22 protein-coding genes are annotated in these 19,831 nt (G+C 69.2%); 8 read left to right on the top strand and 14 right to left on the bottom strand.

Annotation, left to right across the window (positions count from 1 at the left end; translation table 11 throughout):
- Positions 1-7: 7 nt before the first annotated feature.
- The 4 genes from VEC03_RS07235 to VEC03_RS07220 all read left to right on the top strand — a co-directional run bounded on the left by VEC03_RS07235 (position 8) and on the right by VEC03_RS07220 (position 2,913).
- Positions 8-988, top strand: a complete 981-nt coding sequence (locus VEC03_RS07235; protein ID WP_324913999.1) for an acyl-CoA dehydratase activase — start codon at positions 8-10, stop codon at positions 986-988.
- A 42-nt stretch (positions 989-1,030) separates the two neighbouring features.
- Positions 1,031-1,357, top strand: coding sequence for a ferredoxin FdxA (gene fdxA / locus VEC03_RS07230; RefSeq protein ID WP_324913997.1), 327 nt, complete (start codon positions 1,031-1,033; stop codon positions 1,355-1,357).
- Positions 1,358-1,385: 28 nt separating this feature from the next.
- Positions 1,386-1,832, top strand: a complete 447-nt coding sequence (locus tag VEC03_RS07225; protein ID WP_324913996.1) for a hemerythrin domain-containing protein — start codon at positions 1,386-1,388, stop codon at positions 1,830-1,832.
- A gap of 130 nt (positions 1,833-1,962) precedes the next feature.
- Positions 1,963-2,913, top strand: coding sequence for a LysR family transcriptional regulator (locus VEC03_RS07220; RefSeq protein ID WP_324913994.1), 951 nt, complete (start codon positions 1,963-1,965; stop codon positions 2,911-2,913).
- On the opposite strand, the gene VEC03_RS07215 is transcribed toward VEC03_RS07220, so the two are convergent.
- The 8 genes from VEC03_RS07215 to paaA form a co-directional block, all read right to left on the bottom strand.
- Positions 2,874-3,932 (bottom strand): RNA methyltransferase, encoded by a 1,059-nt coding sequence (locus tag VEC03_RS07215; RefSeq protein ID WP_324913992.1) that lies wholly within the window; start codon positions 3,930-3,932, stop codon positions 2,874-2,876. The two genes, VEC03_RS07220 and VEC03_RS07215, sit on opposite strands and share 40 nt — an antisense overlap.
- Complete coding sequence (gene paaZ, locus VEC03_RS07210; RefSeq protein ID WP_324913990.1) at positions 3,929-5,977, bottom strand: phenylacetic acid degradation bifunctional protein PaaZ; 2,049 nt, start codon at positions 5,975-5,977, stop codon at positions 3,929-3,931. Before paaZ ends, VEC03_RS07215 begins: the two co-directional genes overlap by 4 nt.
- A 203-nt stretch (positions 5,978-6,180) precedes the next feature.
- Positions 6,181-6,804, bottom strand: coding sequence for a TetR/AcrR family transcriptional regulator (locus VEC03_RS07205; protein ID WP_324913989.1), 624 nt, complete (start codon positions 6,802-6,804; stop codon positions 6,181-6,183).
- The gene (gene paaE, locus VEC03_RS07200) at positions 6,804-7,892 is read right to left on the bottom strand and encodes a 1,2-phenylacetyl-CoA epoxidase subunit PaaE (RefSeq protein ID WP_324913987.1); all 1,089 of its coding nucleotides are present in this window, start codon (positions 7,890-7,892) and stop codon (positions 6,804-6,806) included. The genes VEC03_RS07205 and paaE overlap by 1 nt, the downstream gene beginning before the upstream one ends.
- Positions 7,893-8,016: 124 nt before the next feature.
- Positions 8,017-8,520 carry a 1,2-phenylacetyl-CoA epoxidase subunit PaaD gene (paaD, locus tag VEC03_RS07195; protein WP_324913985.1) on the bottom strand — a complete coding sequence of 168 codons (504 nt, stop codon included), beginning with the start codon at positions 8,518-8,520 and terminating at the stop codon, positions 8,017-8,019.
- 5 nt (positions 8,521-8,525) lie between these two features.
- A complete protein-coding gene (gene paaC / locus VEC03_RS07190) occupies positions 8,526-9,299 on the bottom strand; it encodes a 1,2-phenylacetyl-CoA epoxidase subunit PaaC (protein ID WP_324914064.1) in 774 nt (257 codons plus the stop codon).
- Positions 9,300-9,310: 11 nt separating this feature from the next.
- Complete coding sequence (gene paaB, locus VEC03_RS07185) at positions 9,311-9,601, bottom strand: 1,2-phenylacetyl-CoA epoxidase subunit PaaB (RefSeq protein ID WP_324913983.1); 291 nt, start codon at positions 9,599-9,601, stop codon at positions 9,311-9,313.
- Between the two features lie 166 nt (positions 9,602-9,767).
- The gene (paaA, locus tag VEC03_RS07180; protein ID WP_324913981.1) at positions 9,768-10,775 is read right to left on the bottom strand and encodes a 1,2-phenylacetyl-CoA epoxidase subunit PaaA; all 1,008 of its coding nucleotides are present in this window, start codon (positions 10,773-10,775) and stop codon (positions 9,768-9,770) included.
- A 159-nt stretch (positions 10,776-10,934) separates the two neighbouring features.
- Here paaA and glgP point away from each other — a divergent pair, with 159 nt between their 5' ends.
- Together glgP and VEC03_RS07170 are read left to right on the top strand one after the other, a co-directional pair.
- Entirely contained in the window at positions 10,935-12,623 is a 1,689-nt protein-coding gene (gene glgP, locus VEC03_RS07175; protein ID WP_324913979.1) for an alpha-glucan family phosphorylase, read from the top strand.
- A gap of 123 nt (positions 12,624-12,746) precedes the next feature.
- The gene (locus VEC03_RS07170) at positions 12,747-13,088 is read left to right on the top strand and encodes a hypothetical protein (protein WP_324913977.1); all 342 of its coding nucleotides are present in this window, start codon (positions 12,747-12,749) and stop codon (positions 13,086-13,088) included.
- Between the two features lie 38 nt (positions 13,089-13,126).
- Here VEC03_RS07170 and VEC03_RS07165 read toward each other — a convergent pair whose 3' ends face one another.
- Positions 13,127-13,348 (bottom strand): hypothetical protein, encoded by a 222-nt coding sequence (locus VEC03_RS07165; RefSeq protein ID WP_324913975.1) that lies wholly within the window; start codon positions 13,346-13,348, stop codon positions 13,127-13,129.
- 161 nt (positions 13,349-13,509) lie between these two features.
- Here VEC03_RS07165 and VEC03_RS07160 point away from each other — a divergent pair, with 161 nt between their 5' ends.
- Entirely contained in the window at positions 13,510-14,697 is a 1,188-nt protein-coding gene (locus VEC03_RS07160; RefSeq protein WP_324913973.1) for a HAMP domain-containing sensor histidine kinase, read from the top strand.
- 53 nt (positions 14,698-14,750) lie between these two features.
- On the opposite strand, the gene VEC03_RS07155 is transcribed toward VEC03_RS07160, so the two are convergent.
- Positions 14,751-15,104, bottom strand: a complete 354-nt coding sequence (locus tag VEC03_RS07155; protein ID WP_324913972.1) for a hypothetical protein — start codon at positions 15,102-15,104, stop codon at positions 14,751-14,753.
- A 399-nt stretch (positions 15,105-15,503) separates the two neighbouring features.
- Between VEC03_RS07155 and VEC03_RS07150 the strand changes: the two genes are divergently transcribed.
- Positions 15,504-15,725, top strand: a complete 222-nt coding sequence (locus tag VEC03_RS07150) for a hypothetical protein (RefSeq protein WP_324913970.1) — start codon at positions 15,504-15,506, stop codon at positions 15,723-15,725.
- Positions 15,726-15,832: 107 nt separating this feature from the next.
- Here VEC03_RS07150 and VEC03_RS07145 read toward each other — a convergent pair whose 3' ends face one another.
- The 4 genes from VEC03_RS07145 to VEC03_RS07130 all read right to left on the bottom strand — a co-directional run bounded on the left by VEC03_RS07145 (position 15,833) and on the right by VEC03_RS07130 (position 19,830).
- A complete protein-coding gene (locus VEC03_RS07145) occupies positions 15,833-16,135 on the bottom strand; it encodes an RNA-binding protein (RefSeq protein ID WP_324913968.1) in 303 nt (100 codons plus the stop codon).
- Positions 16,136-16,916: 781 nt separating this feature from the next.
- Positions 16,917-18,128 carry an ABC transporter substrate-binding protein gene (locus VEC03_RS07140; protein WP_324913966.1) on the bottom strand — a complete coding sequence of 404 codons (1,212 nt, stop codon included), beginning with the start codon at positions 18,126-18,128 and terminating at the stop codon, positions 16,917-16,919.
- Positions 18,129-18,215: 87 nt separating this feature from the next.
- Positions 18,216-19,637 carry an amidase gene (locus VEC03_RS07135; protein ID WP_324913964.1) on the bottom strand — a complete coding sequence of 474 codons (1,422 nt, stop codon included), beginning with the start codon at positions 19,635-19,637 and terminating at the stop codon, positions 18,216-18,218.
- Positions 19,630-19,830 carry a hypothetical protein gene (locus VEC03_RS07130; protein WP_324913962.1) on the bottom strand — a complete coding sequence of 67 codons (201 nt, stop codon included), beginning with the start codon at positions 19,828-19,830 and terminating at the stop codon, positions 19,630-19,632. The genes VEC03_RS07135 and VEC03_RS07130 overlap by 8 nt, the downstream gene beginning before the upstream one ends.
- Position 19,831: the final 1 nt, after the last annotated feature.

Here is a 19,831-nt window from a genome sequence, read left to right as displayed (position 1 = left end):
GACGGACATGATCTACGTTGTCGGACTGGACATCGGCTCCACCTACACCAAGGCCATCGCGCTCGACGGCGACCGCAAGGTCGTGGGCACCGCGGTGCGGCGCACCGGCTTCAAGCTGGCGCAGGCCTCCGAGGCGGTCTTCGAGGACCTGCTCAAGAACTGCAACCTGCAGCGCGCGGACGTGATCTACGTCGGCGCGACCGGCTACGGCCGCTACACCGTGCCGTTCCGCCACGCCCAGATCACCGAGCTGACAGCCCACGCGCAGGCAGCGGTGCACCTGTTCCCGGATACCCGGACCATCCTGGACATCGGCGGGCAGGACATCAAGGCGATCAAGGTCGACGCCGAGGGTCGGGTGAAGGCGTTCCGCCTCAACGACAAGTGCGCGGCCGGCACCGGCGCCTTCCTGGAGAAGACCGCCCGCTACCTGGGCCTGACCACCGAGGACATCGGCCCCTACGCGCTGCGCTCCACCTCGCCCAAGGCGATCAGCAGCGTGTGCGCGGTGTTCGCCGAATCGGAGGTGATCAACCACCTGTCCAACGGCGTCCCGGCCGAGGACATCATGATGGGCGCCATGGTCTCGCTCGGCGGACGGGCGATCCAGCTGATGCGGCGGGTCGGCCTGGAGCCGGGCTACATGCTCACCGGCGGCATGACCCGCAACGCGGCGATGGTGAAGGCGCTGGAGACCGCCCTCGGCGACAGCTTCCACGTCGCGCCGAACGGACTGGGCCAGCTCAACGGAGCCTATGGCGCCGCCTACCTGGGCCTGCGCCGAGTGGAGAAGTTGCTGGCCGAAGGCAAGCCGATCCCGCCGACCGCCGCCCAGCAAGGGCTGGTCGAGGGCAACAAGCCGGTGCGCCGCTGGTCGGCGATGGCCGCCACCCGCAAGCGCTTCGAGCCCTGCAACACCGGCGAATGCCCGGTCACCGTCGTCAAGACGGCCCCTGCTGCCACCACCTCGGAGCAGGCTCCGGCCTGATCCGCAGCCCCCTCGTCCCCGGCACGGGAAACGGAGCCAGCGATGACCTACGTCGTCACCGAATCCTGCATCAACTGCAAGCACACCGACTGCGTCGAGGTGTGCCCGACGGACGCTTTCCATGAGGGTCCGAACTTCCTGGTCATCAACCCGGACCTGTGCGTCGACTGCGATGCGTGCGCTCCCGCCTGCCCGGTCGAGGCCATCTACGCAGACGCCAGCGTGCCGGACAGCCAGCGCAAGTTCCTGGCGCTCAATGCGGAGCTCGCCCGCCATTGGCCGAGCATCAACAAGAAGCGCGATCCCCTCCCCGATGCGGCGCAGTGGACGGGGGTGTCCGGCAAGTTCGACCACCTGCAGCACCCCTGAGGCGCTCGCATCCAACCCAAGGCAGACCATGAGCGAAACGATCAGCATCTACATGGAGCAGGACCACGACCTCATCGACGGCATCGCCGAGCGCGCCGTGGCCGCCGCCGCGGCCGGCGACTGGGCCACGCTGGAGCGCGAAGGCTCGGAATTCCTGCGGCGGCTGCGCCGCCACATCGAGATGGAGGAAGACCTGCTGTTCCCGGCCTTCGAGCAACGCACTGGCATGGCCGCAGGTGGCCCGAGCGTGCAGATGCGCGAGGAGCACGTGCAGATGCAGCCGATCCTGGCGCAGCTGCAGTCCGCCGTGAGCGGCCAGGACGGCCCCGGCTACGAGCGCGCGACCCAGGCGCTGCTCGAGATCCTCGTCCCGCACAACCAGAAGGAGGAGCAGATGATGTATCCGATGCTGGACGAGGCGATGGGTGCGGACCGGCAGGCGTTGCTGGCGGACGTGAAGCAGATGGCCCTCTGAGCGCCGCGCGCCCTGGGAGAGCGCCGCGTGCCCCCGGTCGTCGGGCGCGCCTGCATTCGCGAAGCGGATGCTGCGGGTGACGTACATTCACCGATCCGATGACCCGGCGGCGAGCGCCGCGAACCCAGGCATGAACTTCCGCCAGCTCGACCTCAACCTGCTGCGTGTGCTGGCGGCCATCCACCGCACCGGCTCGGTCACCGAGGCCGGCAAGCTCCTGTCGCTGTCGCAGTCGGCCACCAGCAACGCGCTGGCCCGGCTGCGCCAATTCTTCGGCGACGACCTGTTCGTGCGCTCGCCCACCGGCCTGCACCGCACGCGCCTGTGCGAGCAGGTCGCGCCGGCCGTGGTCGCCCACCTGCTGTCGCTGGAGGCGGTGGTGACCGGCATGGAGGCCTTCGACCCGCGCGACAGCCGCCTCACCTGGCGGCTGTCGCTGTCGGACCTGGGCGAGATGCTGTTCCTGCCGCGGCTGACGGCGGCGCTGCGCCAGCGCGCACCGGGTACCCGCATCACCAACATCGCGGTGGCCGCGCCGGCCGTGGCCCGGGCGCTGGAGGAGCGCGAGATCGACTGCGCCGTCGGCATCCTGCAGCCGCGCCATCGGGGCGTGCATGCCGATCCGCTGTTCCGCGAGCAGTACGTCGCGATCACCGCACCGGACTGGAAGCCGCCCTCCGGTCGCAACGGCAAATCGCTGGACCAGGCCCAGCTGGCCGGTGCGGCACTGGCGGTGGCCTCCCCAACGGCCACCTTCCACAGCAGCGTGGAGGAGATGCTGGTCAAGCTGGAGCTGGCGGACCGCATCGTGCTGCGGGCCCGGCATTTCAGTGCGCTGCCCGAGCTGGTGACCGGCTCCGACCTGCTGGCCATCGTGCCGGCCATGTACGCGGCCAGCCTGCAGGGCGTTCGCACCTGGCAGCTGCCGTTCGCGCCGCACTACGAGGTGCGGCTGGTGTGGCATGCCAGCACGGCGCGCGACCCGGCCCAGCAGTGGCTGCGGCAGCTGCTGCGCGAGTTGTTCGAGCGGCCCGGCGACAGCTACGGCAAGACGCGCGATTCGGGCGAGCGGCCCAAGTGATGCCGCTGCACCGGCACTTCGCGCACGGCCCGGGCGCGCAGTTGCCCGCAGCCACCCTCCACGTCCTGCCCCGCTGACCGGCGCAGCTTGGCGAGCACGCCGCGGCGGTGCAGGCGGCGCGCCAGTTCTGCCGCCTTTTCCCACGGCGGCCGCCGGTACGGCAGGTCCGGCACAGCGTTGTACGGGATCATGTTCAGGACCGCGAAGCGACCCTTGAGCAGCGCCACGATGCCCTCGACTTCCTCGTCGGTGTCGTTGATCCCGTCCAGCAGCGTCCACTGCACCTGCAGCGGGTAGCCGGTGGCGCGGGCGTAGCGGTCGCCCGCTTCCACCAGTTCGGCCGGCGCGATGCGCGGCGCGCGTGGCAGCAATTCGGCCCGCAGGTCGGCTCGCGTGGTGTGCAGCGACAGCGCCAGCGCCGGCTTCACCGGCCCCTGCGGCAGCCGCTCGAACACGCGCTCGTCCCCGACGGTGGAGAACACCAGTTCCTTGTGGCCGATGTTGCCCACGGTGCCGAGGAATTCGATCGCCTCCATGACGTTGGCCAGGTTGTGCGCCGGCTCGCCCATGCCCATGAACACGACCTTGCGCACCGGACGGAGCGAACGCGCCAGCGCGACCTGGGCCACGATCTCGGCGCTGCCGATCTGGCGCAGCAGGCCGTCGCGCCCCGTCATGCAGAAACGGCAGCCGACCGCGCAGCCGACCTGGGTCGACACGCACAGGCCGCCGCGCGGCAGCAGCACGCTCTCGCAGGTCTGGCCATCCGGCAGGCGCACCAGCAGTCGCTCGGATCCGTCCTGCGCCGGGTGGCGCGACACCAGCGTCGCCAATGACCCGAAGCCGGCCGTGATCGACGGCAGCGCTTCGATCAGCGATTTGGGCAGGAAGCTCCCGATCGCGCGCGGGCCGCTGTCCTGCGGCAGCGCGTGCGACCACAGGCGCAGCACGCGGCGCTCGTGGGTGGAGCCGGCGCCGGCGTCGCGCAGGCGCTGGCGGAGGGCTTCGAGGGAGGTCACCCCCGCTTCGCCACCAGCGTCAGGATGTCGTAGCTGGCCACCAGCTCGCCGTGCTGGTTGGTGACCTCCACGTCCCAGGCCACCACGCCCTGCCCCACGCCCTTGGCATCCTTCTTGCGTTTGTCGATCTTGCGCTTGGCGGTCAGGCGGGCCTGGATGGTGTCGCCGATGCCGACCGGCTTGACGAAGCGCAGCGTGTCCAGGCCGTAGTTGGCGAGCACCGGTCCCGGCGAGGGCCAGACGAACAGGCCAGCCGCCGCCGACAGCACGAAGTAGCCGTGTGCGATGCGCTGGCCGAACGGGCTGTCCCTGGCCGCGATCTCGTCGAAGTGCATGTAGAAGTAGTCGCCCGACAGGCCGCCGAAGGCCACGATGTCGGCTTCGCTCACGGTGCGGCGGTGCGTCAGCAGCGAGTCGCCGATCTGCAGGTCCTCGAAATGGCGGCGGAACGGGTGCAGTTCGCTCTCGCGCACCTTGGCGCCGCGAATGTGCTCGCCGGTCACCGCGCTGAGCATGGTGGGCGAGCCCTGCACCGCCGCGCGCTGCAGGTAGTGCTTGACGGCACGCAGCCCGCCCAGCTCCTCGCCGCCGCCGGCACGGCCCGGACCGCCGTGCTTGAGCAGCGGCAGTGGCGAGCCATGGCCGGTCGATTCGGCGGCGGCCTCCCGGTCCAGCACCAGGATGCGGCCGTGGGTGGCGGCCGCGGCCGGCACGAAGCGCGCCGCGGTGGCCGGGTCCCTGGTCACCAGCGTGCCGACCAGGCTGCCCTTGCCCTTGGCGGCCAGCTCCAGCGCCTGCTCGATGTCCTCGTACGCCATCAGCGTGCTGACCGGCCCGAAGGCTTCGATGTCGTGCACGGCGTCGTCGACCATCGGGTTCTTGGCCAGCAGCAGCGTGGGCGCGAAGAACGCGCCTTCGGCCACGCCCTCGCCCTTGGGCGCGAAGCCGTCGCGCTCGCCGAACACCAGCTCGGCGTTCTGCATCAGGGCCTGCACGCGCCCGGCGACGTCGCTGCGCTGGTCCTGCGAGGCCAGCGCGCCCATGCGCACGTCCTCCAGTGAGGGGTCACCCACGACGACCTTGGCCAGCCGAGCCTTCAGCCGCTTGGCCACTTCGTCCACGTACTTCGCCGGCACGATGGCGCGGCGGATGGCGGTGCACTTCTGGCCCGCCTTGACGGTCATCTCGCGCGCCACTTCCTTGACATACAGTTCGAACTCCTCGTCGTCCGGCGTGACGTCCGGCGCCAGCACCGCCATGTTGAGCGAGTCGGCCTCGGCGTTGAACGCGATCGAGTGCTTCACCAGGTTGGGATGCACGCGCAGCTTGGCTGCCGTGTCGGCCGAGCCGGTGAAGGTGACCACGTCGGCGCCATCGAGGCGATCGAGCAGGTCGCCGGTGGAGCCGATCACCAGCTGCAGGCTGCCCTCGGGCAGCAGGCCGGATTCGACCAGCAGGCGCACCGCCTTCTCGGTGAGGTAGCTGGTGGCGGTGGCGGGCTTGCCGATGCAGGGCACGCCGGCCAGGAAGCTGGGTGCGAACTTCTCCAGCAGGCCCCAGACCGGGAAGTTGAAGGCGTTGATGTGCACTGCGACCCCGCCGCGCGGTACCAGGACGTGGGTGCCGGCGAAGCCGCCCTTCTTGCCCAGCGGAATGGCCGGGCCCTCGTGCAGCAGGTTGCCCGAGGGCAGCTCGTTGGCGCCGACACCGGCATACGCGAACAGCGTGCCGCTGCCGCCCTCGATGTCGATCCAGCTGTCGGTGCGGGTCGCGCCGGTGTGGGCCGACACCGCGTACAGCTCCTCCTTGCGCTCGCCCAGGAACTTGGCCATGGCCTTCAGGCGCTCGGCCCGCTGCTGGAAGTCCAGTTTCAGCAGGTTGGGCACGCCGACCTTGCGCGCGTGCTGCACCGCCTCGGCGAAGTCCAGCTTCTCGGCGTGCGTGCTGGCCACCGGCTGGCCGTTGACGGCGCTGCGCAGCGCCTGCGCCGCTTCGGCGCCGATCCAGCGGCCGGCGATGTAGCTCTGGAGGATGGGGGTGCTCATGTCAGGGTCTCCTTGGTTTCGACTCCCTTCCCTCCAAGGAAGGGTTGCCTGTCTGTCTTCCTTCCCCTCTGGGGAGGGTTGCCTGTCTGTCTCCCTCCCCCTCTGGGGGAGGGTTGGGGTGGGGGCACGCCCGGCGCCGGTTCATCCGCCGCTGCATGCCCCCATCCCGGCCTTCCCCCAGAGGGGGAAGGAGAAATGCAAAGTCAGCGATTCTGCGCGAGCGCCTCCTGCGGCGCCTGGACCGCCTGCAAGCCGCCGAGGAACAGGTCGGTCACGATGGGCGCCATGGCCTCGTAGTCCAGTTTCCCGTCGGGCTTCATCCAGGTGAACATCCAGTTGACCATGCCGAACAGCAGCATGGTCAGCGGCTTGGCGAGCGTGGCTTCGTCCAGGTCGGGGCGGATGCCGGCGATCACCTTGGCGAACGCGGCCACCACGGCCCGCTCGCGGTCCAGCACGCGCTGGCGGTCGGCCGGCTCGAGGAATCGGACCTCGCTGGTCAGCACCCAGTGCGCATCCTGCGCATCGGCGTACGCCTGCACGAAGCGGCGGATCAGCAGCTGCAGCCGTTCGCGCGGTTGGCCGGTGCCCAGCGCCGCCTCGCCGACGATGCGCTGCAGCCGCAGCACGTGCGAATCGGCGATCGAGAACAGCAGCGCGTACTTGTCACGGTAGTAGTGGTAGAGCGTGGCCTTGGACAGGCCGCAGGCCTGGGCCACCTGGTTCATGGAGGTGGCCCAGTAACCCTGGCTGGCGAACAACCGCGCCGCGCCGGCCAGGATGGCCTCGCGCTGGTCCTCGTAGCCGGCGTGCCGTCCGCGCCCCATCAGCGCTCGTCGAACGAGATGACCACCCGCTCGGTGGTCGGGTGCGCCTGGCAGGTCAGGATGAAGCCGGCCTCCACTTCCTTCCTGTCCAGTGCGAAGTTGCGGTCCATGCGCACCTGGCCCTCGACCAGCCGGGCGCGGCAGGTGCCGCACACGCCGGAGGTGCAGGAGTACGGCACTTCCATGCCGGCCGCCGAGGCGGCGTCCAGGATGCTGGGCTGGTCCTTGCTGAAGGCGACCTCGCGCTGCAAACCGTCGCGGATGAGGGTCACCCGAGCCTGCTCGGCGTCGCCGGGCTGGGCCTGGTGCACCACCGCGCCGACCTCGCCGGCCGCCTGCTGCGGGACGCCGAAGCGCTCGATGTGGATGCGGTCCTCGGGCACGCCGGCCGCCAGCAGCGCGGCCTCGGCCTCGTCGTTCATCTGGAACGGGCCGCAGACGTAGGCGTGGTCGACGGACCGGGCCGGCACCAGCCCCTGCAGGAACTCGCCGATCTTGGTGCGGTTCATCAGCCCCATGTTGATCGGCGCGTCGGTGTGCTCGTCGGAGAACACGTGGTGCAGCACCAGCCGCGTCATGTAGCGGTCCTTCAGGTCCTCGATCTCCTCCTTGAACATGGTGGACTTGAGGCTGCGGTTGCCGTAGACGAGGGTGAAGCGGCTGGCCGGCTCGCGCGCCAGCACCGTCTTCATGATCGACAGGATGGGGGTGATGCCGCTGCCGCCCGCGATGCCCAGGTGGTGGCGCTGCGCCTGCGGCTCGATCGGCACGAAGAAGCGGCCCTGCGGCGCCATCACGTTCACGGTGTCGCCGGGCTTGAGCTGCTCGTTGATCCAGTTGGAGAAGGTGCCGCCCCGGACCTTGCGCACGCCCACGCGCAGCTCGCCGTCGTCCACGCCGGCGCAGATCGAGTAGGAGCGCCGCAGGTCCTGGCCGTCGATCTCCTTGCGCAGCGTGAGGTACTGGCCCTGGGTGAAACCGAACACCGGCTGCAGGTCCTCGGGCACCTCGAAGGACACGACCACGGCCTCGGCCGTATCGGGGGTGATGGATCGGACCTTGAGGGGGTGGAAGAGTGGCGTGGTCATGTCGGTTGGAACGGCATCGTGGACCTGGTCATTCCCGCGAAGGCGGGAATCCAGTGCTTCCGCCTTCGCTGCGAACGGCCTGGATCCCCGCCTTCGCGGGGATGACAGAACGGCGAGGCAATCGTCATATCGGCTTGAAGTGCTCGAAGGGTTCCCGGCAGGACAGGCATCGGTACATCGCCTTGCACGCCGTGGAGCCGAAGGCCGACAGGCGCTCGGTCATGGCGCTGCCGCAGCGCGGACAGGCCACCGCATCGGCCTTGCGCCCGAAGATGCGGATCGGCACGCCGTCCTCGGGCGAGACGGGTCCGGGCGGCGCGATGCCGTAGTCGTTCAGCTTGCGCCGGCCTTCCGCGCTGATCCAGTCGGTGGTCCAGGCCGGCGCGCGGCGCAGGGTGGCGCGGGCCGGGCCCAGGCCTTCGGTCTCCAGCGCGTCCAGCACGCTGGCCTCGATCACCTCGGTGGCCGGGCAGCCCGAGTAGGTGGGCGTGAGCACCACCTCGAGCTCGGCGCCGTGGTCGATCACCTCGCGCACGATGCCCAGGTCGCACACCGACAGGGCCGGCACCTCGGGGTCCAGCACCGTGTCCAGCACCTGCCAGGCGCGCTCGACGCGATCGGTGCTCACGAGGCTCACCAGACGCCGCCCGGATAGGCGCGCTGCAGGTGCTGCATCTCGGCCAGGATGTAGCCCATGTGCTCGCTGTGCACGCCGCGCTTGCCGGTGGACAGGAAGGTTCCCGCGGCGGGCGCCTGCAGTCCCGCTGCGGAAAGGATGGTGGCCATCTCGGCCTCCCACGGGGCCTTCAGTTCGGCCCACGACGGGCCGAGCCCGCTGCGGGCCGCCGCTTCGTCGACCGCATCGGCCGCGAACAACTCGGCGGCATAGCGCCAGAGCTGGCCGAGCGCCGCATCCATGCGGCGCCGCGATTCATCGGTGCCCTGCCCCAGCCGCACCGCCCAGTCGGCGGCGTGCTGCTGGTGGTAGCGCGCCTCCTTCACCGCCTTGCCGGCGATGGCCGCCACTTCGGCGTCGGTCGACTGCTGCAGCCGAGTCCACAGCAGCTTGAGGAAGGTGGCGACCATGGCGTTGCGCAGCACCGTGACGGCGAAGTCGCCGCGTGGCAGTTCCACCAGCGTCACGTTGCGGAAGTCGCGCTCCTCGCGCAGGAAGGCGAGCTGGTCCTCGTCGAAGCCTTGGCCTTCGAGTTCTCCGGCTCGGGTGAGCACCGCGCGCGCCTGGCCGACCAGGTCCAGCGCCATGTTGGCCAGCGCGATGTCCTCCTCCAGCACCGGCGCGTGCCCGGTCCATTCGCCCAGCCGCTGCGCCAGCACCAGTGCGGTATCGCCGATGCGCAGCAGGTACTGCACGGCGGAATCGTCCTTGATCGCGATGGAAGCTTGCATGGCCATGGGGCTCACATTTGGTCGACCGAGGAAGGGAGCTTGTAGAAGGTCGGGTGCCGGTACACCTTGTCCTCCATCGGGTCGAAGAACATGTCCTTGTCGCCCGGGTCGCTGGCCACGATCTGGTCGGAGCGCACCACCCACACGCTGGTGCCCTCCTGCCGGCGGGTGTAGACGTCGCGCGCCATCTGGATCGCCATCTTCGCGTCGGCCGCGTGCAGGCTGCCGCAGTGCTTGTGGTCCAGGCCAGACTTGCTGCGGACGAAGACCTCCCAGAGAGGCCATTCGGTGTTCGTGCTCATGGTTCGCTCCTGTGTCTTGACTCCCTCCCCCTATGGGGGAGGGTTGGGGTGGGGGAACGCGTGGCGGTCATCTCAGCGCCGTGCGTGCCCCCCTCCCGGCCTCCCCCCAGAGGGGGGAGGAGAAATGCACCAGCCTCCCCCAAGAGGTGGAGAGGAGGAATACCCGCTAGGCCGCCAGCGGCTGCGCCTCCTGCTTGCGCGCGTACGCCAGCGCCGCCTCGCGCACCCAGGCGCCGTCCTCCCACGCCTTGACGCGAGCGGCCAGGCGGTCCTTGTTGCACGGGCCGTTGCCGTTCACCACGTTCCAGAACTCGTCCCAGTCGATGGCGCCGAAGTCGTAGTGCTGGCGCTCCTCGTTCCACTTCAGCTCGGGGTCCGGCAGCGTCACGCCCAGCACCTTGGCCTGCTCGGCGGTGGCGTCGATGAAGCGCTGGCGCAGCTCGTCGTTGGAGACCCGCTTGATGCCCCAGCGCATGGACTGCGCGGTGTTGGGCGACTGGTCGTCGGGCGGGCCGAACATCATGATCGAGGGCCACCACCAGCGGTCGACCGCGTCCTGCACCATGGCCTTCTGCGCCTCGGTGCCCTTTTGCATCATCACCAGCAGGCTCTCGAAGCCCTGGCGCTGGTGGAAGCTCTCCTCGCGGCAGATGCGGATCATGGCGCGCGCGTACGGCCCGTACGAGCAGCGGCAGATCGGCACCTGGTTCATGATGGCCGCGCCGTCCACCAGCCAGCCGATCACGCCGACGTCGGCCCAGGTGAGCGTGGGGTAGTTGAAGATCGAGCTGTACTTGGCCTTGCCGCTGTGCAGCGCCTCCAGCATCTGGTCGCGCGAGGTGCCCAGCGTCTCCGCCGCCGAATAGAGGTAGAGGCCGTGACCGCCCTCGTCCTGCACCTTGGCCAGCAGGATGGCCTTGCGCTTGAGGGTGGGCGCCCGGGTGATCCAGTTGCCCTCGGGCAGCATGCCGACGATCTCCGAGTGGGCGTGCTGGCTGATCTGCCGCACCAGCGTCTTGCGGTAGTGCTCGGGCATCCAGTCCTTGCCCTCGATGAATTCGCCCGCATCGATGCGCTGGTCGAACCGTTCCTGCAGCCGCACCTCATCGGCCGAACGGACCGGCCTGGCGGCGGTTTCGTCCTTCCCCATGGTGTCCATCGCCTGCGTGTACATGCGCTCTCCTTGACTTTTGGCGGGTTTTACCCGACCGAGCGGTCGATAATAAAGGAGGGTCGGCCGGGACGCAAGCACCGCGGTCGGTCGGGGAAATTCGCATCCGGTCGAGCTTTGGCGCGGAACGGCTGGGCTGCCCTGCGTGCTAATGTGGCCCGCGTGAAGCCCACCTCCGAACCCGAACAGCTGCTGCCCCGCGTCGCCTACTTCTCGATGGAGATGGCCCTGGATCCCGGCATGGGGACCTACAGCGGCGGACTGGGGGTGCTGGCGGGTGACGTGATGCGCAGCGCCGCCGACCTGTCGCTGCCCATGGTGGGCGTGACCATGATGAGCCGGCAGGGCTACTTCCGCCAGCGGATCGAAGGCGGCCAGCAGGTCGAGGACGACGCCACCTGGGACCCCGCCCGGTACGCCACCCGGCTGCCGGCCAAGGTACCGCTCGCGATCCGCGGCCGCGAGGTCTGGGTCGGCGGCTGGCAATACCGGGTGGAAAGCCGCTGCCAGACTTCGCACTCGGTGACGGTGCTGCTGCTGGACACCGACCTGCCGGAGAACCACCCCGAGGATCGCCGACTCACCGCCTTCCTGTATGGCGGCGACGCCACCTACCGGCTGTGCCAGGAGATGGTGCTGGGCATAGGCGGGGTGCGCCTGCTGGCGGCGCTGGGCCAGCCGGTGCACAAGTACCACCTCAACGAAGGGCACGCCGCCTTGCTCACGCTGGAGCTGCTGCGGGACCGGCTGGCCCGGGGCGAATCACGCGAAGATGCGATCGCCGCGGTGCAGGCCCATTGCGTGTTCACCACCCACACGCCGGTGCCGGCCGGCCACGACCAGTTCGACTACCCGCTCGCGCTGGCCTGCATGGGGCCGCTGGTGCGCGAGCTCGACGTGGCCGAGCTGGCCGGCGAGGAATCGCTGAACCTGACCCATCTGGCCCTGCGCCTGTCGGGCTGGGTCAACGGCGTGGCGCAGCGGCACGCGGAGGTGTCGCGCACCATGTTCCCGGGCTACACGGTGCACGCGATCACCAACGGCGTGCACCCGTGGACCTGGGCCTCCGACGCGCACAGGCGGCTGTTCGACCAGCACGTGCCGCACTGGTGCCACGAGCCCGAGCTGCTGCTGCACGCCGAGCGCATTCCCGCCGGCGAGCTGCTGGCGGCGCATCGAGAAGCCAAGCACGCGCTGATCGGCCTGCTGTCGCGGACCGGCGGGCGCGCGCTGGATCCGCAGCGCTTCACCATCGGTTTCGCGCGCCGCATGACCGACTACAAGCGGCCTTCGCTGCTGTTCAGCGATTTGGCCCGGCTGCGCCGCATCGCCCGTCGCTACCCGCTGCAGATCGCCCTGGCCGGCAAGGCGCACCCGCGCGACGAGCTGGGCAAGCGCCACATCGCCCGCCTGCACCAGTGGGCCCGCGAACTGGGCGCGGAGATCCCGGTGGTGTACGTGCCCGACTACGACGTCGATTCGGCGCGGCTGCTGGTCAGCGGCGTCGACCTGTGGCTGAACACGCCCCAGCGGCCGCTGGAGGCCTCGGGTACCAGCGGCATGAAGGCCGCGCTCAATGGCGTGCCCAGCCTGAGCATCCTGGACGGCTGGTGGCTGGAGGGCTGCGAGGAAGGCATCACCGGCTGGGCGATCGGCGAGGACGGCCCGCACGACGACGAACTCGACTCGGCGTCGCTGTACGACAAGCTGGAACGCGTGGTGCTGCCGCTGTTCTACGAGGACCCGGACGGCTGGCTGAAGGTGATGCAGGGCGCCATCGCGAAGAACGGGGCCTTCTTCAACAGCCACCGCATGGTCCGACGCTACGTGCTCGACGCGTATTCGCGCTAGTCGCCACGCGCGACGCGCCCTGCAGCCGGCGAACGCGAGCCGAGCGAGTGTTACCGTTGGTGCAATCCGCGCGCTGCGCCATCCCAGGGCGTAAGGTGCTTCTTGCCGACCTGCAGCAGCATCATGCATCCGCGTCTCATCCCGCCCTCGCTGGCCCTCGCGGCCGTCCTCGCGGCGAGCGGCGTCCAATCGCAGCAGGCCATGGTCAGTGTCGATCTCAGCGACGTGGCCGGCCAGCTCGCGCGGCACAACGGTTTGGATGAAAGCCTGGTGCCGCTCAGCATGCTGGTCCCGACTGAGGTGGCGGCGAAGGTCTGCGGGGCGCCGCCCGGCGGCCAGGCCTTCGCGGCAGGGGGCTGCAAGGCAGCGTCGAATTCGACGGAGCTCGAAGCACTCGTGAAGGAGCGCATGCAAGCCGACGAGCAACCCCCGGCTGCGCTGCCGCTTAGCTCGCCGGCCGACTAGCGGTGCACGGGGAGCCCGCCAGCCCGTGGCCGCGCACCTCAACCCTTGGGCAGGTTGCGGATCGTGGCCGCTGCCAGGTAGTTGATCGCGATGCACTGGGCGATGGCGACCGTCAGGTGGGCCTGGGCCGGGGCCTCCAGCGACGGGAACTGCGCGGCGATGATCGCTTCCGCCTGGGCGAACTGTCCCTGGGTCGCATCGAGCGCGCTCTCGAGGAGCCTTTCCTCGACGCCGCCGAACTCACTGGGTTGTGTGGTCATGGACTTGCACCTTCAGCAAGAGTGGACAAGGAGACGGAAAACGCGGGTGCGATCTGCACTGTAGAGGACCACCGCGCTGAGCGGGGCGACGCAGGCATGGCAGGTGGCTCATGCACGACGGGCGAGGGAACTCGGCCCATGCACGGAAGGAAACGCGGGAGATGGACATTCCGGACTTCATCGAGGACCAGCTGGGTTCGATCGTCGACGAGTGGGTGGAGTTCGCGCGCACCCGGGTGGCCACGTCGCACGACTTCACGCGCGAGGAGCTGGCCGACCACGCGAAGCTTCTCCTGCTTGCGATTGCCGCTGATCTCCGGGAGCCCCAAGGGGCCAAGGAGCAGCACGACAAGTCCCGGGGCAAGGACCCGGACAACGCGCCCGACGTCACGCGCGTGGCGCGCGACCACGCAACACAGCGGTTCGAGCAAGGCTTCTCGTTCGACCACCTCGTCTCGGAGTTCCGTGCCCTGCGCGCATCTGTCATCCGCAGATGGACCGAGCAGACGGATGACCCAGGCCGCAGTGACCTGGATTCCCTGACGCGGTTCGGGGAGGGGATGGACCAGGCCCTCTCGGAATCGGCCTCCCTGTACGCCAGGAAGGTCGACGATTCGCGCAATCTCCTGCTGGGCGTGCTCGGGCACGACTTGCGCACCCCGCTCGGCGTCATCCACATGAGCGCGAACTACCTCTTGCGGACCGACACGCTCGACGGCCCGCAGACGAAAGCCGCGGCCCGCATCCTGACCGCCTCGGAGCGGATGTCCGCCATGGTGAAGGACATCCTGGATTTCACCCAGACCGCGTTCGGCGTCACCCTTCCCCTCTCACCCGCGCCCACCGACATGGGGACGCTCGCCACGGCCATCGTGGCGGAGGTGACCACGCTCGTTCCGGAGTGCCACGTCGAGCTGGCGTTCGAAGGGGACCTGGCGGGGCGCTGGGACGGAGCACGAATCGGGCAGATGCTGTCCAACCTGCTGGCGAACGCGGTGCAGCACGGCGACCGGACCCATCCGATCGAAGTGCGGGTGAGCGGCCTCGGTGGCGAGGTGCTGGTGGAGGTCCGGAACAAGAGCGCACCGATCACCCAGGAGGCCCGCAAGACCTTGTTCCTTCCGCTGCGCCAAGAGAGCACGACGGAAGGAAAGCGGAGCGCCGGGTCTTCGGGGCTCGGCCTCGGGCTGTACATCACGCGCGAGATCGCGGTGGCGCATGGCGGCGACATCGAAGTCACGTCGACGGCCGAGGGCACCCGCTTTGCTGCCCGGCTTCCTCGCATACCGCCGTCGTCCAAGGACAGGAGGCTTGCAGACCCGACCCATGGCGAGACAACACGCGGGTGATCGGGTCCGGCCCGAAGTCCGCCGATGCCTCATCCGCCCGGTTGCGGCCGCAGTCAGTCACGGGACTGCACGTCCATCACGCTGTTGATCAACAGCCGTGTGGCTCTTTCACGCTCCTCGACCGCATCCCTCCAGCTTTCCCAGGCCTCCTGGGAGAATCCGGCCTCGCCAGGAAGCCCGTGGAGACGACTCCAGGCTTCCGCCTCGCGGCGCAGCCTGTCTTCGTAGTCGCGGCGGAGCTTGGTGAGGCTGTGATGCACGACCGGCTGCTCGCCGTGCGAGGGCATGTCCTGCACGGGGTGGTGCGTGTCGCCCGCGTCGTGTTGCTGCGCGCGGCGAAGCTCCGCCTCTTCACGACTGTGGTCGTCGTGCATCCTGCGCGCAGAACGCTTGTCTGTGTTGCCCATGGCGCAAGCATGCCCCGCGAAGACCAGTTCCGGCGGACTCGGCATACAAACCCTTACGCCTGACGCGCGCATCGTCATGCAGGCATGCAGGCATCGGCCAAGCAACAGCGCGCCTTGGCCGAAAGCAGATGGCGCGTTTCCCGAGTTATTTTTTCTCTTGGCTCGACAGGATCCGGGCTGCACGCCAGCGCATGATGGTGCAGGAGATCGCACCATGAAGCCAAAGCTTCCGCCCCCGCACACGCCTTCCGAAACGATCCTTGGAGCCGAAAAGGAAGCCACGGAGGGGCAACGCCGGCGAGCCGGAGAGCGCTCGGGAGAGGGCTCCGATGGCGCGCGGCCATACCTTCAGCGGGACCGCGAACGTCGCCGGGGTCCCGAGCGCAGGAGACGCTTCTCGTGAAAGCGTATGCGCTGCGCTCGGTTCAGGAGCTGAGCACGGACGACATCCTGCAACTCGTCGACGACCACCATCTGTATCGGGTGCTGGCTCTCAAGAGGCTGCTGAGTGGACGTTGGAAATTGACGCTCCGCTCGATGGACGGGGCCGCCCGCGCCATGATCGTGCGCTCCGCCACCGATCTCGTGTTCGTGGTCCCGGGCGGTGCCCTCATGCATTGAGCGTCCCGGTCGCAAGGCATGGCCACCGGGATTTTGCAGGCACCCGGACGGATGCCAACAACAAGTCAGGGCACGCTCGCCCGTCGCAACAGGCTGAGCGCCATGCATCAGTGGCGGCGGCCAGGGCCGCCGCCGTACCCGCCCGCCCGAGGGGCACGCGGCTCCATCGGCTTGGCCTCGTTGACGACCATGTCCCGTCCGCCGACGTCCTGGCCATGCAGTCCCTGGATGGCTGCCTGCGCTTCGGCGGGCGAGGACATTTCGACGAAGCCGAAGCCCTTGGAACGGCCGCTGTCGCGGTCCATCACCACCTTGGCGCTGTTCACCGAGCCGAAGGCGCCGAAGGCACGCTCCATGTCACTGTCGGCATACGAGTAGGGCAGGTTGCCCACGTAGAGTTTGTTTCCCATGATGACTCCCATGAAGGAAATGGCCGCGCAGCGACATGCCGCGCGGTGCACAACGCCAGAGAGCATCAGGAGGATTCCGACGACGACGCGCCGGGTTGCAAGTCCGGCGGAAGGAGAAGAGAGGCCTGGAAGACGACCGTCTGTAGACGTCCAGCAGCGGCCATGGTAGCACGATGCGCACCCGCGTGCCTGCCGTGCGACGACGCGGCTCGTTCCCGTGGTCCGGCCCGATGAAGGAACCTGATTCCTCTGCGGGGCTTGCTCTGCGCCAGGCCGGTCTCACCTGCGGTGCTGGCCGCCCGTGTCGGGCGCCTCTGCAGAAGGAAAGCATGAACTCCGAGTTCCAGCGCCTCATCCAGCAAGCCACACGACTGACCCGCCGCGGGGAACTGCAGGCGGCCACGGAGACCATCCGGCGGGCGCTGTGCCAGACGGAGGTCCGCGCCGACGATGCCGTCTTGGACGTCGAGGCACGCGAGGTCGGCGATGCCGCCGCGCCGGTGTTCCGAGTGGCGATCCGCAGCCATCGCATGCGGGCGGGGCGGCGCCTCGAGCCGAGGCTCCCTGGCCGCGGGGGCCCGAGCCGGACCCGCAAGGGCCGGACGCGAGCGCAGAGATGCTGCGCTTCTTCCTTGAACACGGCCGCACGCGCTGACCGGCGCAGCGCAGCGATAGCCGGATCGGTCTGCCTCGACCCCGCGCGGATTACCCGGCCTTGCCCGGTCGTGGCCGCGCCCGGTTCCCTATTCCAGGGCCCCGGCGGGCCGATGCGGCTTCCCGCTTACTTGGAGACCAGCTTGCACGCCGGGTTCGGCGGCGAGAACGCCTTGTCCGCCGGCACCACGGCCTTGACCTTGTAGTAGTCCCACGCATACTTGGACTCGGACGGCTGCTTGACCTGCATCAGGTACATGTCGTGCACGTGGAGGCCGTCGGGGCGGATCTTGCCGTTCTTGACGAAGAAGTCGTTGATCGGCGTGGCCTTCATGTGGGTCATCACCGCCGGCGCAGCGTCCGTTCCGGTGGCGGCCAGGGCCTTCAGGTAGTGCATGGTGGCCGAGTACATGCCGGCCTGCACCATCGACGGCATCTTCTTCGTGCGCTCGAAGAACCGCTTGGACCACTTGCGGGAATCGTCGTTCAGGTCCCAGTAGAAGGCCTCGGTCAGCATGATGTCCTTGGCCTGCGCCAGACCCATGCTGTGCACGTCGGTGATGAAGGTCAGCAGCGAGGCGACGCGCTGGCTCCCCTTGGTGAGGCCGAACTCGTTGGCGCTCTTGATGGCGTTCACCATGTCGGTGCCGCCGTTGGCCAGGGCGATCACCTTGGCGCCGGAATTCTTGGCCTGGACCATGAAGGACGCGAAGTCGGGCGCGTTGAGCGGGTGCCGCACCGACCCGAGCACCTTGCCCCCGGCCGCCTTGACCACCTCGGTGGTCGACTTCTCCAGGCCATGGCCGAACGCGAAATCGACCGTGATGAAGAACCAGCTGTCGCCGCCCTGCTCGATCAGCGCCTTGGCGGTCACGTTGGGCAGCGAGTTGCCGTCGTAGACGTACTGCACGCTGTTGGGTGTGCAGGAATCCCCGGTGATGCGGGTCGTGCTGGAGCCGCCGATCATGACGACCCGGTTCTTCTCCTGGGTCACGCCCATCACGGCCAGCGTCACGGCGGAGTTGGACGTGTCGAAGATCGCGTCGACCTTGCCCACGTCGTACCACTCCCGCGCGATGCTGGCGCCGACGTCGGCCTTGTTCAGGTGGTCGGCGTAGACGACCTTGACGGGCACGCCGTTCACCTTGCCGCCGAAGTCCTCCACCGCCATCTGCACGGCGGCCAGGGAACCGCGGCCGGAGAAGTCCGAGTACACGCCGGACATGTCGGTGAGCACGCCCAGGTTGATGGCGTTGTCGGAGAAGCCCTGGCCCTGGGCCTGCAGGCCGCCGGCGGAAACCGCGAACAGGCCGGCTGCTAGAACGTGGATTGCGCGCATGGTGAACCTCCAGTGGGGTGTGCGGTATTTATCCATGGGTGCCGGAAGCGGGCAAACGATTCTTTTGGCGTGATGCATCAGGAATACTCATGCCGGCAGCGCGGCCGGCGGCATCCGCCGGTGCCAGTCGGTCTCGCGCTGGTACGCATCGGCGACGCGCAGCAGGGCCGCTTCCGCGAACGGCTTTCCGATGAGCTGGAAGGCCAGGGGTAAACCCGCGGCCGAGAGCCCCGCCGGCACGCTCATGGCCGGCAGTCCCAGGTAGTTGACACCGCGGGCCGCGTACGTGATGCGGGCGATGGTGCGCAGCACGGTCGCGGGCTCCCCCTCGGTCGTGTCCCGGATGGTCGGGACCTGCATGGTCAGGACCGGCACGTGCAGCAGGTCGCAGCCGGCGAAGGCGGTGCGCAGGAACTCGTCGGCGATCCGGCGGCGCAGCGACAGGGCCTCGGCATAGCGCACCGCCGGGTAGGCAAAGCCCTCTTCGATGCGGGCCCGCACCTGGGTCGAGTACGCCTCGGGCTGCTCGCGGATCCAGCGCCGGTGCAGCGTGGCCGCTTCCACGGTCATGAGCACCCGGGCCAGGGAGTTCACCCGTTCCATGTCCGGCACCACGGCCGGCACGATCGCCGCGCCGAGCCGCTTCAGCACCTCCAGGCTCGCATCCAGGGCCGCGCCGACCTCCGGATCGAGTTCGCTGCGGAAATAGGCCTCCGGCACGCCGATGCGCACGCCCTGGAGACGGCCATCCAGTACCGCTTCGTAGTCCTGGTTGGGAACTCCCGTGCAAAGCCCATCGGCGGCGTTCGGCCCGCTGGCGTGGGTCAGCAGCCGGGCGCAGTCGCGCGCCGTCTGGGCGATCGGCCCCATGCTGTCCAGGGAGGCGGACAGCGGCACGCAGCCCTCGGCACTGATGCGGCGGAAGGTGGTCTTCAGGCCGGTCACGCCGCACATGGCGGCCGGCATGCGGATCGAGCCCGCCGTGTCACTGCCGAGCGAACCGAACACCAGTCGCGCGGCCACTGCCACGCCGGAGCCGCTGGAGGATCCGCCGCACACGTGATCGGGATGCCAGGGGTTCAGCGCGGGGCCGTAATGGCCATTGAAGCCGGTCGGGCTGAGGGCGAACTCGGCCATGTGCAGCGAGCCGGTATTGACCTGGCCGGCCGCATCCAGTTGCGCGAGGGCAATCGACGTCCGTTCCGCCGTGCGGCCGCGCAGCAGGATCGAGCCGCAGTGGCATTCGCGGCCCGCCACCTGGAACAGGTCCTTGTGGGCCAGGGGCACGCCGTGCAGGGGTCCGCACACGCCCTTGCGCGCCTGCAATTCGTCGAGCTCGGCCGCGCGGGCCATTGCCTGCTCATGGTCGATGCGGAACACGGCATTGAGGCGCCGGCCGGTGCCTTCCAGCCGCTGCAGCGACCAGCGGGTCACGTCTCGCGCAGACACGTCGCGCCTGGCGATGGCATCGGCCACCCCCACCAGATCGAGCTTTTCGAGATCAGCCATGGCTCGGCTCCGCCTGCGCATCGCACCAGGCCGCGAACGAGTGCACGTGGTCCGTCAGGTCCAGCAGTTGCAACGCGGCTCGCGCTGCGGGCGCGTCGCTGGCGGCGGCAGCCGCGGCGATGCGCCCGGCGTCCGCGGGCTCGAAGCCGGCGGCCCCGAGGTCGACCAGAGGGGGAAAGACGTCGCGGTCCACG

It is taken from the genome of Ramlibacter sp., assembly GCF_035627355.1.
GTDB lineage: Bacteria > Pseudomonadota > Gammaproteobacteria > Burkholderiales > Burkholderiaceae_C > Ramlibacter.
The sequence above is the reverse complement of the archived record's forward strand: the minus strand, read 5'-3'. Positions and strand labels throughout refer to the sequence as shown.